Here is a 15,658-nt window from a genome sequence, read left to right on the forward strand (position 1 = left end):
ATTCTCCTCCTAAATCAAGCTACTTTATGTCTGTGGAACATTTCTGTAATGTGATGATGTTCTTTATCATCTGTTCCAAGTCCGAATGTTGTCTTCATGATGAGTCCGTCGAATAACATGTACATAGCCGGCAGAACCAGAAGTACGGTAAACATACTGATAATGGCGCCTCTTGCCATAAGCATGCACAGAGATCCGATCATATCGATACTGGAGATAAGTCCAACACCGAAGGTTGCTGCAAAGAAGCTCAGTGCACTTACTATGACTGACTTCATGCTGGTTGAAAGAGCTATCAGAGTAGCTTCCTTCTTATCATGGCCCGAGTTTCTCTCATTTAAGTACCTTGTTGTCATCAGGATCGCGTAGTCAACAGTTGCACCAAGCTGAATGGTTCCGATAACTACTGAAGAGATGAAAGGTATCGTTGTATTTGTGTAGTATGGAAGACCCATATTTACAAAGATTGCAAACTCAATAACTGCTACCAGGATAAACGGCAGTGATACTGACTTAAGCACGAAGGCGATGATCAGGAACACAAGACCGATGGAAACGATGTTTACAACCTGGAAGTCGTGGTCTGTTATGTTGATCAGATCCTTGGTACAAGGCGCTTCACCAACTACCATGGCCTTTGGATCATAGCTCTTTACAATCTGGTCTACTTTTGCGATCTGAGCATTGATCTCATCGGAAGCGATCTTGTAATCAGTTGTTAAAAGAATCATCTTCCACTCTTCACTCTGAAGATCATCCAAAAGATCCTCAGGAATGAACTCTCTTGGGAAAGCAGGTCCCACAACGGAATCTTCACCGAGAACGGAAAGAATTCCGTCTGTATTTTCAAGCTCGGATATCATCTCGTTCATGGATGCTGTATCCAAGTTCTTATCAACAAGGAGCATATATGCGGAGTTCATATCAAAGTTCTCATCGACCTTGTTTGCTCCCTGAACACTCTCAAGGCTGTCAGGAAGTGTCTGAGTCAGGTCGTAGTAAACCTTTGTATGGTTGTTTCCGTAAAGTGCCGGGAAGATCAGTGCCAGGAAGATTGCAAAGAATGCAAGATAATGCTTTGCAATAAACTTGGGCAGCTTTTCAAACTCAGGCATCAAAGGCTTATGTTTTGTCTTCTCAATAAGGCCGTCAAATATAAGGATCATACTAGGAAGGATTGTTACACATCCGATTACACCAAAGATAACGCCCTTAGCCATTACAACGCCCAGGTCAATTCCCAGTGTGAAGCTCATAAAGCAAAGAGCAACAAAGCCTGCGACTGTTGTTATTGAACTTCCGATAACTGACTGGAAGGTGGCTGAAATTGCTGCTGCCATGGCTTCGTTCTTGTCAGATGTCTTTTCCAGTTCTTCCTGATAGCTGTGCCAGAGGAAGATTGAATAATCAAGGGTAACTCCCAGCTGAAGTACTGCACTAAGTGACTGGGTAATAAAAGAAATCTCTCCCTTAAATATATTCGTTCCCATGTTGTAGACGATTGCCATTCCTATACTAAGAAGGAAGAACAGCGGAATCAGGTAGGAATCCATTGTCAGTGAAAGAACTATGACTGCCAGAAGAACTGCGATACCCACATAAATAGGTGTTTCCTTCATGGCCAGGTTCTTGGTATCTGTAACGATGGCGCTCATTCCGCTCATGAAGCACTGCTTGTTGGAAATCCTTCTGATCTCCTCAATGGCATCCATGGTGCAGTCCTCAGATGTTCCGGAATCAAATATTACAAACATCATCGTTGCTGTGTCTGAGTTGAAGGCTTCATAGACCTTACTTGGAAGCATCTCCATTGGTACGCTCAGATCCATGAAGGAATCGTACCAGAGTACATTGGCTACATGGTCCACATTCTCTATTTTAGTTTTCAGAGCTGCAACATCTTTCTCTTCCATGCCCTCAGCTACATATAAGACAAAAGAGCCTGTCCCGAACTGGTCAAGAAGAATATCCTGGCCCTTCATGGTCTCAATATCCTTGGGCAGATATGTCAGGATATCGTAATTGACTCTTGTGTTAAAGTAACCGATTGCTGATGGAATCAGAAGTGCTACAGCTGCGATCAGGATTACATATCTCAGCTTTACAATCAGTTTTGAAAGCTTATTCATAACACTCACTCCTCTTTTATTAAAAATAATTATTGACCGATGGTCACTTTCTGTATTATGGTATATCACATAAATGACCACTGGTCAATAATATTTTTGACCATTAGTCATAATTTTATTTCATTTTAATAATTTTCATTTGAAATAAATGGAAACGAGCGCTTTGACGCTATGCTATAATATGTTTAAAAGGGAAGTGAACAAATGGGAAAAGCAGATCTAAACAAGAAACTGAAGATGGAAAACCTTCTAAATGCCTCCTTTGAGCTCTTTACATCTCAGGGCATCAACAAGACTTCTATCTCCGACATAGTGAATAAGGCAGAGGTTGCCAAGGGAACCTTCTATCTTTATTTTAAAGACAAATATGATATAAGGAACAGGCTCATCGCCCACAAGTCCTCGCAGCTCTTTATGCAGGCCTACAATGCCCTTCAGGAATCGGGCATAACAGACTTTGAAGAGCGTATCATCTTTATAATGGACCATGTCCTTGATGAACTTGCTGCCAACAAGGGACTTTTATCCTTCATCTACAAGGATTTGTCCTGGGCAGTGTTTAAAAGAGCTCTCATCACCCCTATGAGTGATGAAGACGTGGACTTTACCAAAGTTTATGAGAATATGATCGCAGAGTCGGGACTAAACCTTAAGGACCCGGAGGTCATGCTCTTTATGATAATTGAACTTGTTGGTTCAACCGGCTACAGCTCCATAATGTACAGCGATCCCGTAAGCCTTGAAGAGCTTAAGCCCCACCTTGCAGAAACCGTTAGGGGCATAATAAGAGCCCACACAGACAAGCCCAAAAAGAATAAGACTAAATAAAAAAGCCCTACAGACTATCATGAGTCTGTAGGGTTTTATTATATGCCTGATATTTAATTACTGAAGAACGAATCCACCGTTAGGTGAGATAACCTGTCCTGTTACGTAAGGTGCTGTAAGGAGATATCCAAGAGCGCCTGCGATATCTGAAACGTCACCGATGAATCCTTCCGGAATAGTTGCTGCAAGAGCATTGAGCTCATCCTGGTTAACGCCGCGGAGCATATCCGTCATGATCATTCCGGGAGCGATAGCATTTACTCTAACGCCTCTTCCTGCGAACTCAAGAGCAAGAGCTCTTGTAAGACCGATGATACCTGACTTGGATGCGCAGTAGTCTGCCTGATTGATAACACCTGTAAGTCCTCCGACTGAAGATGTGTTAACGATGCAGCACTGGTTGTCCTTGCTTGAGTGGTTGATCATGTGAGGAAGAACAAGGTGTGTCATGTGAAGGAAGCTCATAAGGTTTGTATTGATAACGTTCTCATACTGCTCTCTCTTGATGTCGATCCAGTTACAGTTATTTGTGATGCCTGCGTTGTTTACAAGAACGTCGATATTCTCACCGAACTTATCTACTGCAGCCTTTACAAGTGCTTCGCAATCCTCATACTTACTAACGTCAGCTCTAACTACTAAAGTCTCTACTCCATACTGCTCAGAAATCTTAGCTGCAAGATTGTCTGAAAGAGTCTTTGAAGACTCACTTCTGTAGTTGATAACTACGTTGTACCCAAGCTCTCCAAGCTTAAGTGCCATTCCTTCTCCAATACCCCTGGAGCCGCCTGTGATAATTGCTGTTTTTGCCATTTTTACATACCCTCCTGAAAATATTTTGTAATCCCCCGTGCCCGTTTACGGACACTAGTATATGATAACATATTGATATTTTTTTGTCAATTTAGTGAACACAAAAAGCCATGCAAAATTGCATGGCTTATACATCATCTTGTGGATAGGAATATATTTTCTCTTATGGCTTCCTGATCATCAGGGTACTTGGCAAGATAGGTCTCCATCATGCTCTGCGCCACATCAAAATCACCGCTGTATTCATAGGCAGTGATCTCATTGAGCATAAGCGCCTGATTGAGATTCTTGTCATCAAGGGCAAGTCCGGCTTCAAAGGAAGAAACAGCAGACGAATAATCCCCCTGCCTGATCTGACACATACCCAGCTGATTGTAAACAAGAGCGCTGTCAGGCTCTTCGCTTAAGTAGTTCCTGTAAACACTGATGGCATAGTTATAGTCGCCCTGTTTTTCTCCGGTCTGACCAAGAAGAATGACAACAGGCTCTTTTTCCTGGTTTCTCTCGTTGTTGGCAGCCTCCAAATAGCTCTGGGCCTCTGCATTGTTCCCCAGGTAGTAGGAAATCTGTCCCTTTTCAAAATTGGACATAAACTCCCTGCCGTTGTCGATGGCAGTCTGAAGAATAGCTGTAGCCTCATCGGTATAGCCATACTCATCAAGTGCCTTATAAATCATTATGATCATTGAATAATCTCGGGAATTAAGTGCTATAGCCTTGGTAAAATCCGAGTATCCGGCATCATGGTTGCCTGAAGCCAGTTCTGCTGTGCCTCTTAGGTAATAGGCGTTGCTGTCATTACTTCTAAGAGACAAAATGGCGTCATACACCTCTTTTGCCTTGTTATAGTCCTTGGTGTTTAAATAGGCTTCTGCCAGGTAATAGTTGGTATCAAAGTCCATATCATCAACTATTCCCTCATCTGCAGCAAGAGAAGCAAGAAGATTCTCAATAGCTTTGTCGTACTCTCCCCTGTTAAGGTATGCAATGCCTCTTCCCCTGTAAATAAGGCATTTATCCTCCTCACCCTTCTCAGCCGCATCAAAGCTCTCCAGAGCGCTCTGATACTCATGGCTCTCGATATAGCTAAATCCCGAATCAATATTGTGTCTGCCGTTTAGGCTTCCGCATCCGGTCAAAAGTACCGCTGCAAGCGCCGTGCAGGCAATAATATGATATCTCAAATTGATTCCCCCATGTATATCGCCAGGTAATTACTTAAGGTACGCTACAACCTCAACTTCGCAAAGAACGTTTCTCGGAAGCTGTTTAACTGCTACGCAGCTTCTTGCAGGCTTTCCTGTAAAGTATCTCTCGTAAACAGCGTTGAATGCTGCAAAATCGCTCATCTCAGCAAGGAAGCAGGTTGTCTTTACAACGTGCTCATAGTCTGTGCCTGCTGCGTGAAGGATCTCACCAATATTTCTGCAGACTCTGTCAGCCTGATCAGCAATAGTTGTTGTATCGATCTCTCCATCCTCAGGATTGATCGGAATCTGTCCTGATGCATAGAGAAAATCTCCTGCCTTGATGGCCTGTGAATAAGGGCCGATTGCCTGTGGTGCCTTGTCTGTTGAAATGTATTCCATGATTTCTCCTCCTTTTATTTATGTGCTCTGCTCTGGGATTCTCACCAGGCTCGAAAATACCTCGCCAGGTGTTCACCCATGGCTCGCACTAAGCTCGAAAACACCTCGCTAAGTGCTCTGCTCACCAAAAACAGCTGTAACATAGAATCCTCTGGCGTTTTCTTCTACCTTGGTCACTACACCTTCTCTCTCGAGCATCCTCTCACGGAACGGGAAATTACCGCTCATTGCAAGGGATGGATCGATGGTATAGTAATAGTTACTTGGAAGCACTCCCTCCGTTACCGTTACATGATCTCCCTCGTTTAACAGTCCCGGTCGCTCCATTTTAAAAACCATCTCTCTAGCCATTTTATCACCTCACTATAGCATTATGAAGTAAAAACTCATGCCATCTTTCATAAGCTGAAGCTTTTAAGTGAACATCATCTGAAGAAAGCGTTGAATCAAGGTTTCCTTCCTCATCATCCACCGACTCGTTCATATCTATGAAAAAGATGGTCTTATTGTCTGCAAGCTCCGCAAGTGATGCGTTTCTTGAATTGATCTTTTCATTGTTGAAGTTCTTGTCGACCCTACTCTTTGCAGCAGCAACGTGCATAATGCCCTGAATGTAGATTATTGCATCCGGCTGAAGTTCTCTGATCTTATTTATTACCTCAGCATAGGCATTCTTGAAATACTCGTTGTCACCGGTTCCGATCTCGTTAAGTCCCAGCATGATATAGACCTTGCCGTACTGATTCTCTGTAAGGGCCTGTTCGAGTCCAATCTTGCCGTCATCAGTCTTGATGTACTCCTTCTTGAACACATCATAGATGGTCAGGGATACCTTGGCATAGAAGGTTGCACGTGTATCCAGTGGCTCACAGTACTCTGAAAGTCCAACGGTCCTGGAATCGCCTATAAATACTGCATCTGTAAAGTAATCATCGTCAACCTCTGTAAACTCATAGGTAATATCCTCAGAATTTCCCGAAACATCGTTACCTGAAATATCATTTCCTGAGATGTCATTTCCGGAGATATCAACAACCTCTAAAGGTTCTTCGCTTCCTTCCGGTTCACTCTCCTCTTCAGTAAGCTCTTTTCCCTCATCAGGACCTTGTGTATCCTCAGGTAAAAGAGCTTCCTCCTCAGTGCTGCTCCATGGAAAAATCTCATCTGTCGCACCCTTAAGTGCCAGAGCCATAAGAGGTATATCACCGGACTCATACTTATCGGCATATCCGGCATATACAGTGTCCTTGAAAATCAGCGACACTATCGATAATGCAATTGTAATGACCACAATTCCCACAAGGATCGGGCATTTCTTTAGGATCTTCAAATCATTTGCCTTTCATCAGAACTTAAAATACATAAATGGATTGCCTGCTGCTCCTGCAAGGCTGTAGATACATGCCCAAAACAGGATCAACCATAGGATGTTAAATATCCATCTGTTCCTGCGATTTACCCAAAAGTCATAGACTTTCGGAATCAAGAGAATTAGCGATGGAAGCAGAACAGTCCAGTAAATACCGATATTTTTCAAAAAGTCGCCCTGATTTACCGCTATTCCCGAACCTGTAAAGGGAAACAGCCTTGAAAAGTATGTTCCAAGCATGTCGAAATCAGATATAGCGAATACTACCCAGGTAAGCGGAATGAGAATAAGTACATTCACTTTGCCAACAAATTTTGAAAGAGGCGCAGGAAATCTCTTAAGCACAAAGAGCCTCTCGCAGATGATAAGAAAGCACAGTGAAAGTCCCCAGATGATAAAGTTTAAGGTTATTCCATGCCAGAAGCCGGTAACGAGCCAGACAACCAGGAGGTTAAAGACTGTCCTTGCTTCTCCCTTTCTGCTGCCGCCCAGAGGAATGTAGATATAATCCCTGAACCAGGATCCAAGGGTTGCATGCCATCTTCTGTAGAATTCTGATACACTGCCACTTCCGTAAGGGTGGTCAAAGTTTGTGATAAAGGGAAATCCGATCATTACGCCGATTCCTGCTGCCATAAGCGAATATCCCCAGAAATCAAAGTAGAGCTCAAGTGAATAGGTAACGGCTCCAAGCCAGGCAAGAGGCGTTGAAATACTCTCATAGCCTATGGTTCCGATATCCTTCCAGAGCATGGCCAGGTGGTCGGCCAGAAGAACCTTCATTGCAAGACCTGCCACAAAGAAGCGAAGTCCGTCCTCTATGGACTCTGCTATCTGACTTAAGGATGTCTTTTCCCTAAGGGCGGTATTCTCAAGGTACTTGTCAAACCTCATGATAGGTCCTGATACCACCTGCGGGAACATGCAAAAATAAGCCGCAACATCAACAAATGATGCGTCTTTTTCTACTTTGCCCCTATATACATCCATCTGATAGCTGATCATTTTGAAGATGTAGAAACTGATGCCAATCGGCAAAAGAGACTTGTCCACATACTGACCAAGGATCTTGAATTCTATGAGCATTCCTGCGTCTATTGCAAGAACGAAGAATAAAAGAGACTTACTCTTTTCTCCAAACTGTGCCTTGGCAAAGAGGAAGTTTACTATAACTGCCGCTAAAAGGGCAGGGAACATCCTAAGGTCTCCCACCGCATAAAACAAAAGACTCCCAAAAAGAAGAGTCCATGTTCTAAATCTAACCGGTGTAAGATAAAAAGCCACCAAAAATACAGGTAAAAACCTGAATATAAAATTAAGGTCAGAAAAATTAACCATTTGAGTTGTTTATCTCCGCAAGCTTAGTTTCAGCTGCTGCAGCGCTCTTTGTGTCCGGGAAATTTGTAACCACAGCATCAAAGACCTCTTTGGCCTTATCAATATCACCACTGTCATTGTAAGCATTTCCCAGATAATACAATGTGTTGACGTTGGTGTTGTCGTACTGATAAGCCTTCGAGAGGTTGGCAATTGCTGTCTCGTAGTCCTCACTCTTATATGCTTCATAACCTGTATTGTAATAGGACTTGGCAAGCTGAGGTCCAACCTGGGACATCAGATAATCGTAGAGTGAAGTAAATTCCGAAGACACATCTGAACTGATGACATCAAGGTCTATGCTGGCAAGAGCTTCTGCCATACCCTCGTAGTCCTGTGAGTCCTCCATGTAGATGTTAACTGCCTTCATAAGTGAATTCATGGCTGCAGATGTTGAATCCACGCCTTCATATTCTGTAACGGTAGCTCCGAGCTTGTCGATCTCTTCCTGAAGAGATGCAATCTGCTGCTCATAAGCTACTATCTGTGCTGACTTTGAATCTGACTCCTCGCTGATCTGAGCAATCTTTTCCTGATTCTTGGTATTGATGCTCTGAATGCGCTGAGGAAGTATAAGGAAGCACGCTACTGCCACTCCCAGTACTATTCCAAGAAGGATTCCCCAGATGGAATTACTTCTTGCGATAGCAGATTTCTTGACAGGCTGAATGATCATCTCATTGCCACTGTTGTATCTGATCACATCATCGCTCTCGGAGGAAGCAACGTCAGATACGAGCTTGCCACTCTCACCCGGAAGCAGCATTGAATCGGCTTCCTTGAGGTAGCGCTTGGCCATAAGATTGCCTGTATCGAGCTTAAGTGCCTTCTGAGCCTCGATCTTGGCTCTGTCAAAGTTTCCGTTCTTCAAGTATAAAAGCGCAAGCAAAAGATGCGCTTTTATAAATCCGGGATTTAAAGAAAGCACCTTCTTAAGCTGGATCACTGCAAGATCAAGGCTGTCCTGATTGCAGTAATTGAGCGCTATATTGAATTTCTTAATGGTCTGATTGATATTATCGAACTGACCGGGATTACTTCTGACCATATCCATGTAGCTGTCGGCCAGGTTATCCTCAGGCTGAAGGTTCTTGCTGATTACCCACTCGGAAAGGGCAGGTACAGCCTCACCGGTCTCATAGTAGACAAGACCTAAAAGGTTTCTTGCATCAATGTTGTTCTTGTTGAGCTTAAGACTCTGGCGAAGTGACTCCACAGCTCCTGTCATATCTCTTACTGTGGCCTTTTCAAGTCCTTCGTTGTAATATCGGTTAGACAAACTTTCGAGCTTTTTCTTGGTGGTTGCCATTATTACTTAGACCTCTTTGCAGTATCTGCTTCTACTTTTGCATCTTTCAGGAGCTTGACCAAAACATCGGACATATCATCGATATCCTGGTTGTAGATTATCTCCTCTGCATCCTCGATCTCGAGGCTGGGTCTGAACTTTTTAAGCTCTTCGTCAAAATTTAGCATTACTTTTCCCTCTAAAAATACACAATCAGATGACTGACTTTATCTGTCCTGCCAGGTAAAGCGAACCTGCGGCAAATACATAGTCACCGGATTTTCTCATAGCTATTACATCTGTTACAGCATCCCTCACGTTGCTGTAATACTTAATGGGCAGGCCGATAATGCCCAGCTCATCCTTGCAGTCCTCAAACGCGATCTTAAGGTCTGATGTGGATACCGTCCTGCTTGTTTCAAGAGTCGCCACATATATGGAATCAAAAAGACCTCTCTTAAGGATCTCGTATACGATATCCTTGTACTGCTTGTCGCCTACGATGCCAAAAAGCAGCATCTTGCGGCCATCACAGCCTATGTCCTCCACGCTGTCGAGGAAAGCCTCGATTCCGTCAAGGTTGTGAGCCCCATCCACATATATGCCGGGTCTCATCTCTTCCATCCTGCAATCCCACTTAGACGTAAGAAGTCCCTCCCTGATATCCAGTTCGGAAATATTAGCTCCTTTATCTCTGAGCACCTCTAAGCAGGTAACAGCCACAGCTGCGTTCTGAGTCTGATATTTAGCCTCTGTTGAGAGCTTTAAATCAGCATATTTATCATAAAGGGAATTATATGAAAAAGCAATGTATTTGTTGCCGCTCTCATCCCTTGTGATCTCTACGTTTTCTATGCTTTTTGCTTCTACAGCAATGGCTCTTGAATCAAGTTCCAGAGCTTTACTTTTAATAACGCCGGTGCTCTCAGGTCTTTTGTCAAAAAAGACTACGGGAACTCCGCGCTTTATGATGCCTGCCTTCTCAGCAGCGATCTCCTCGATGGTTGTTCCAAGATACTGCATGTGATCGAATCCAATCTCGGTTATGACTGTAAGAATAGGATTATCCACCGCATTTGTGGCATCGAGTCTTCCCCCAAGTCCCGTCTCAAGTATGAGATAGTCCACGGGATAAACATCATAAAGTATCATTGCCATAAAGAACAGGAATTCAAAGTAGGTGGGGAAATACCCTTCCTTATCATACTCCATGACTCTTCGCAGGGTCTCAATAAAGACTTCCACAAAGACTCCCTCTGAAATGGGCTTACCATCAATGGCAAAACGCTCATTGACAGCCACCAGATGTGGAGAAGTAAACATTCCGACGGTATAATCCGCTTTGGCCAGCACGGAAGAGAGGTAATTGCATACCGATCCCTTTCCGTTAGTTCCCGCAACGTGAATAATCTGAATGTTCTTCTCCGGATTTCCCAAATACTCAAGGAAACTCCTGGTGTCTTCTATGGTGTGCTTATCGCTAAAGCTCGGAATCTGATTTAAAAACCTGTCACACTCTGAAATTGTAATCTTGGCGTTGTTATCGGCTCTCTCAAGGAGCTCTCCGATCTGCGCCAGTAGCAAATCGTCCATATGTAACCTACTTGCCGCCAATCACTTTGAAAGCTGAGCAAGTCTTTCTGTTATCTGATCATATGTCTGCTGATATTTCTGCTGTTTCTCTTTCTCCTCAGCGATCTTCTCAGCAGGAGCCTTAGAGAGGAACTTCTCATTGCTGAGCATGTTCTGGGATCTCTTAAGCTCACCCTCTAGCTTTTTCTGCTCCTTGGTAAGACGCTCTATTTCTGCAGAGATATCTACAAGATCTGAGAAAGGAATATATACAGTAGCATCTGCAAGTACTACAGATACTGCGTCATCAGCAATTCCGTCCTTGCCGGACTGGCAAACAGACTCTGATGCATAGGCAAGTGCCTCGAAGAAGAGCTTACCTGTTGTAAAGATATCAAGAACTTCCTTGTTATCACTTACAACAAATACCTTGGCCTTTCTTGAAGGAGCTACGTTCATCTGTGTACGTACGTTACGGATTCCGCGAACTGCCTCCTTGATGGTCTCGATAGCCTTCTCATCGGCTGCAAAATTCCACTCATCCTTATATACAGGCCAGTCTGAAACCATGATGGATTCTTCCTCATCCTGAAGAGTGCAGAAGATCTCCTCTGTAACGAATGGCATGTATGGGTGAAGGAGCTTAAGTGCATTTATAAGTACGGTCTGAAGTGTCCAAAGAGCTGCCTCATGAGATGCCTCGTTGTCTGAGTTGTAAAGACGAGGCTTAACCATCTCAATGTACCAGTCGCAGAACTCATCCCAGATGAAGTCATAAACCTTCTGAACCGCGATACCCAGCTCAAACTTCTCCATGTTCTCTGTAACCTCTTTTACAGCCTTGTTGAGCTTAGAGAGGATCCAGTGATCAACAGGCTCAAGACCTGCAGGCATTGGCTGGTGAATTGCAGAAGGAGCATCTTCCTTCATGTTCATCATGATAAATCTGGAAGCATTCCAAACCTTATTAGCAAAGTTACGGCTGTTCTCTACTCTCTCGTTGTAGAAACGCATGTCGTTACCCGGCGCATTACCTGTAACGATGGTAAGACGAAGTGCATCTGCGCCGTAGTTATCAATAACCTCAAGAGGATCAATACCGTTTCCAAGGGATTTACTCATCTTTCTTCCCTGGGAATCCCTGATAAGACCGTGGAAAAGAACTGTCTTAAATGGGTAGGTTCCCATATGCTCGTAGCTTGAGAAGATCATTCTGATAACCCAGAAGAAGATGATATCATAGCCTGTTACAAGTACGTCTGTAGGGAAGAAGTACTTAAGGTCCTCAGTCTCATGTGGCCATCCAAGAGTCTCGAAAGGCCAGAGTGCTGATGAGAACCATGTATCAAGAGTATCGGGATCCTGAGTAAAGTGCTCGCATCCGCACTTAGGGCAAACCTTAGGTGCCTCTTTGGATACAATAACTTCTCCGCACTTATCGCAGTAGTATGCAGGGATTCTGTGTCCCCACCAGAGCTGTCTTGAAATACACCAGTCTCTGATATTATCTGTCCAATTGTAGTAGATCTTGTCCATTCTCGGAGGAATAAGCTTGATCTCGCCCTCTTTAACTGCCTTTACAGCAGGCTTAATAAGCTCATCCATCTTTACGAACCACTGAGCCTTGATCATAGGCTCTACTGTGGTGTGGCAACGATCGTGAGTTCCAACGTTGTGAGAGTAGTCCTCGATCTTAACAAGAAGACCCATCTCATCAAGTTCTTTTACAATTGCATCTCTGCACTCATAACGGTCCATACCCTCAAACTTGCCACCGTTTGCATTGATTGTGGCATCGTCGTTAAGGACGTTGATCTCAGGAAGGTTATGGCGCTTTCCAACCTCAAAGTCGTTAGGGTCGTGAGCAGGAGTGATCTTAACTACACCTGTTCCGAACTCCATATCTACATAAGAGTCCTCAACAATAGGAAGCTCTCTGTTAACTATAGGAAGAAGAACCTTCTTGCCTTTGAAATCTTTATATCTGTCATCCTCGGGATTAACTGCTACAGCAGTATCACCAAGCATTGTCTCAGGTCTTGTGGTTGCAAACTCGATAAATTTGGTTGTAGAAGCTGATCCGTCATCCTCGATAAGAGGGTACTTGATGTGCCAGAGATGTCCGGCCTGCTCTTCGTACTCAACCTCTGCATCGGAAATAGAAGTCTTACATATAGGACACCAGTTTACGATTCTGCTTCCTTTATATATGTAGCCTTTCTCATGCATCTTAACAAAGACTTCAGTAACTGCCTCATTGCAGCCCTCGTCCATGGTAAAGCGCTCTCTGTCCCAGTCGCAGGAAGAGCCGAGCTTTTTAAGCTGTGATACGATGGTTCCGCCGTACTCTTTCTTCCACTCCCATGCCTTCTCAAGGAATTTCTCTCTGCCGAGCTCTCTCTTGTCGATGCCCTGCTTCTTGAGCTCGTTAGTGATACGAACCTCAGTAGCAATGCTGGCATGGTCTGTTCCGGGCTGCCAGAGTGCGTTGTAGCCCTGCATTCTCTTCCATCTGATAAGAATGTCCTGCAGAGTCTGGTCAAAGGCGTGACCCATGTGGAGCTTACCTGTGATATTTGGCGGTGGAATTACGATGGTAAAAGGCTTTTTAGTCTTATCTACCTCAGCGTGGAAATATTTCTTTTCCTCCCATTTCTGATAGAGGCGATCCTCTATTTCCCTGGGATTATAGGTTTTTTCGAGTTCTTTCTTCATTATATTCTCCTCATCTATGGTAAAAAATAATAATAATCAGCTGTGCTGTGCTTCGTCAAGTGACTTCTGAGAAATTATTGCCTTATGGAGCAGGACAACCTCTCCCTTTTTGTGCTCCTTGACATCATACAGCGCGTTGTCGGCAGCATACATGTAATCCCAAAGCTTGTTGGTCTCGCCCGGTACCGAGTTCCTTATGCCTTGGGAGATGGTGACGACAGGTCCCGACGGATAGCGTCTGTTGTCAAACTTAAGGGATGCCACCTGATCACGAAGGGATGTGGCACATTCCATTATCTCTTCGTCATTCATATTTTCATATATCAAAACAAACTCATCACCGCCGTATCTGTAAGCATGTACAGACTTTCTCACGGTGCAGAGGTTGCTTATGATCTCAGATATCTTCTTAAGACACAGATCGCCCACCTGATGACCATAGGTATCATTGTATAGCTTGAAGTTGTCCACGTCCAGAATTTCAACTGCAAGTGAATACTGACCTGCGTAGGCTTCCTCAAACGCCTTATCAGCGTACTTATTAAGACCGTATCTGTTGCCAAGTCCTGTAAGCGGATCGGTCTCAGCCTGCTTTATCAGCATGATATTTTCTTTTTCTATGGAAGAGAGTCTGTTCCTTATATTCATAAAGAACTTGTAGTTGACGATACTCTCTTTTTCCTGCTCGAGGGATGCGTTGTAATAATCCAAAAGAGCCTGATTCTTCTCTTTAGTCTCTTTCATCTTCTCGTAAAACTCTATTCTGAGCTTGGCATGCCCTTTTGCAAGGTTTGGAATATTGAGCTCTTTAAGGCTTCGCTCCGAGTTCTTGATTATCCTCTTGACCTCTCCGTATCTGCCCACTTTCATAAAGAATCTGCAGACCACGTAAATGTCTTCCATACTGTCAAGCGGGAACTTGTTGTTCTGGAGCTGGTAAGAGAGCATATCTGAATACTTCTCGTAGAGTTCCATCTCACCGAGATAGTGATATCCACGCATCTTGATATCAAGTACCGGAAGATCCTGAAACAGATCAAGGTTAACACCGTCGGCCTGTTCAAGCTGCTCTATGCCCTGAAGGCACTTCTCGACTGAATCTTTTTTGTCCAGAATGATGTAACAGTCTGCCTGGAAGCAGTAACAGTAAAGAAGGTTTCTGTAATAGAGACTGTCCTTCTTGTTCTTGCGAATATCTCTGTAAGCAGAGCGGATATAACCAAGCGCCTGCTTGATCTCTCCGTTGTCGTAATAGATCTGTCCGATGTTGAACTTAAGAAATCCCGGAATACTGCTGTTCTTGTCAATATCCTCACAGTATTTTAGACCGCTTAAAAAGAAATCAAGAGCAAGCTCGGGATTGCCGTGATTGAGCGCATCAATACCAAGGAGGTTGTAGCATCTTGCCAGATGCTCATTGTCTCCGCATGTCTGAAGGTATTCGATTGCCTTGAGAAGATTGGTATTGAACTTACGATAGTCAGTACTTAAAAGATAATAAGCATCAGCCACATAATAGTAGCTGTAGCCCAGAAGATTTATATTATCAATTTCCTTGGCACGTTTGAGAAGCTTGTTGCATGCACCTATAAGGTTACCAGACATTTTGGCTCTTTCGGAAAGCATCTCTTCATTAAGAAGAACTACATCCTGACCATAGTCCTGTATCTTCATACTCTGCTCCTCCTTCTTACGACATATTAGAATTTATTTTACAACAACTCTTTAGCACTATCAAGAAAGTTATTTTCATTGCTGAAGCGCCCATAAATACTGGGCTGTAGCGTTTTTATTGACACTCATGTCATTATTTTTGTTGGTTTACATATATGTATTGACTATTCTGGTCATACACCTGATTTATACCCCGGGCTGGGGTTATTTTATCAGCCGATTTAGAATGCCTATTTATGCGGTATTTTGAAAACCATTTTCACAATAATCCCCAATTTCCACAGAGTTATCCACATGACTCTGG

13 protein-coding genes are annotated in these 15,658 nt (G+C 43.6%); 1 reads left to right on the top strand and 12 read right to left on the bottom strand.

The window, feature by feature from the left end; translation table 11 throughout:
- Positions 1-14 precede the first annotated feature (14 nt).
- Positions 15-2,129 (bottom strand): efflux RND transporter permease subunit, encoded by a 2,115-nt coding sequence (locus G632_RS0112880; protein WP_051154946.1) that lies wholly within the window; start codon positions 2,127-2,129, stop codon positions 15-17.
- Between the two features lie 204 nt (positions 2,130-2,333).
- Here G632_RS0112880 and G632_RS0112885 point away from each other — a divergent pair, with 204 nt between their 5' ends.
- Positions 2,334-2,957 carry a TetR/AcrR family transcriptional regulator gene (locus G632_RS0112885; RefSeq protein WP_022769716.1) on the top strand — a complete coding sequence of 208 codons (624 nt, stop codon included), beginning with the start codon at positions 2,334-2,336 and terminating at the stop codon, positions 2,955-2,957.
- A 57-nt stretch (positions 2,958-3,014) separates the two neighbouring features.
- On the opposite strand, the gene G632_RS0112890 is transcribed toward G632_RS0112885, so the two are convergent.
- From G632_RS0112890 to G632_RS0112940, 11 genes are all read right to left on the bottom strand, one after another.
- Entirely contained in the window at positions 3,015-3,770 is a 756-nt protein-coding gene (locus G632_RS0112890) for an SDR family NAD(P)-dependent oxidoreductase (protein ID WP_022769717.1), read from the bottom strand.
- Between the two features lie 134 nt (positions 3,771-3,904).
- Positions 3,905-4,954, bottom strand: coding sequence for a tetratricopeptide repeat protein (locus G632_RS0112895; RefSeq protein WP_022769719.1), 1,050 nt, complete (start codon positions 4,952-4,954; stop codon positions 3,905-3,907).
- 30 nt (positions 4,955-4,984) lie between these two features.
- Positions 4,985-5,359: a RidA family protein gene (locus G632_RS0112900; RefSeq protein WP_022769720.1), complete on the bottom strand. Its 375-nt coding sequence runs from the start codon at positions 5,357-5,359 to the stop codon at positions 4,985-4,987.
- Between the two features lie 108 nt (positions 5,360-5,467).
- Entirely contained in the window at positions 5,468-5,710 is a 243-nt protein-coding gene (locus G632_RS0112905) for a hypothetical protein (protein ID WP_022769721.1), read from the bottom strand.
- 4 nt (positions 5,711-5,714) lie between these two features.
- The gene (locus G632_RS0112910; RefSeq protein WP_022769723.1) at positions 5,715-6,689 is read right to left on the bottom strand and encodes a GDSL-type esterase/lipase family protein; all 975 of its coding nucleotides are present in this window, start codon (positions 6,687-6,689) and stop codon (positions 5,715-5,717) included.
- A gap of 15 nt (positions 6,690-6,704) precedes the next feature.
- On the bottom strand, positions 6,705-8,066 hold the full coding sequence (locus G632_RS0112915; protein ID WP_022769724.1) for an MBOAT family O-acyltransferase: 1,362 nt from the start codon (positions 8,064-8,066) through the stop codon (positions 6,705-6,707).
- Positions 8,059-9,414, bottom strand: coding sequence for a tetratricopeptide repeat protein (locus G632_RS20045; RefSeq protein WP_022769725.1), 1,356 nt, complete (start codon positions 9,412-9,414; stop codon positions 8,059-8,061). Before G632_RS20045 ends, G632_RS0112915 begins: the two co-directional genes overlap by 8 nt.
- 2 nt (positions 9,415-9,416) lie before the next feature.
- The gene (locus G632_RS22175) at positions 9,417-9,581 is read right to left on the bottom strand and encodes a hypothetical protein (protein ID WP_022769727.1); all 165 of its coding nucleotides are present in this window, start codon (positions 9,579-9,581) and stop codon (positions 9,417-9,419) included.
- Between the two features lie 25 nt (positions 9,582-9,606).
- A complete protein-coding gene (locus tag G632_RS0112930; protein ID WP_022769728.1) occupies positions 9,607-10,986 on the bottom strand; it encodes a bifunctional folylpolyglutamate synthase/dihydrofolate synthase in 1,380 nt (459 codons plus the stop codon).
- A 21-nt stretch (positions 10,987-11,007) separates the two neighbouring features.
- Positions 11,008-13,680, bottom strand: a complete 2,673-nt coding sequence (locus G632_RS0112935; protein ID WP_022769729.1) for a valine--tRNA ligase — start codon at positions 13,678-13,680, stop codon at positions 11,008-11,010.
- Positions 13,681-13,716: 36 nt separating this feature from the next.
- On the bottom strand, positions 13,717-15,354 hold the full coding sequence (locus G632_RS0112940; RefSeq protein ID WP_022769730.1) for a tetratricopeptide repeat-containing diguanylate cyclase: 1,638 nt from the start codon (positions 15,352-15,354) through the stop codon (positions 13,717-13,719).
- Positions 15,355-15,658 lie beyond the last annotated feature (304 nt).

It is taken from the genome of Butyrivibrio sp. NC2007 (assembly GCF_000421405.1).
Taxonomy (GTDB): domain Bacteria; phylum Bacillota; class Clostridia; order Lachnospirales; family Lachnospiraceae; genus Butyrivibrio.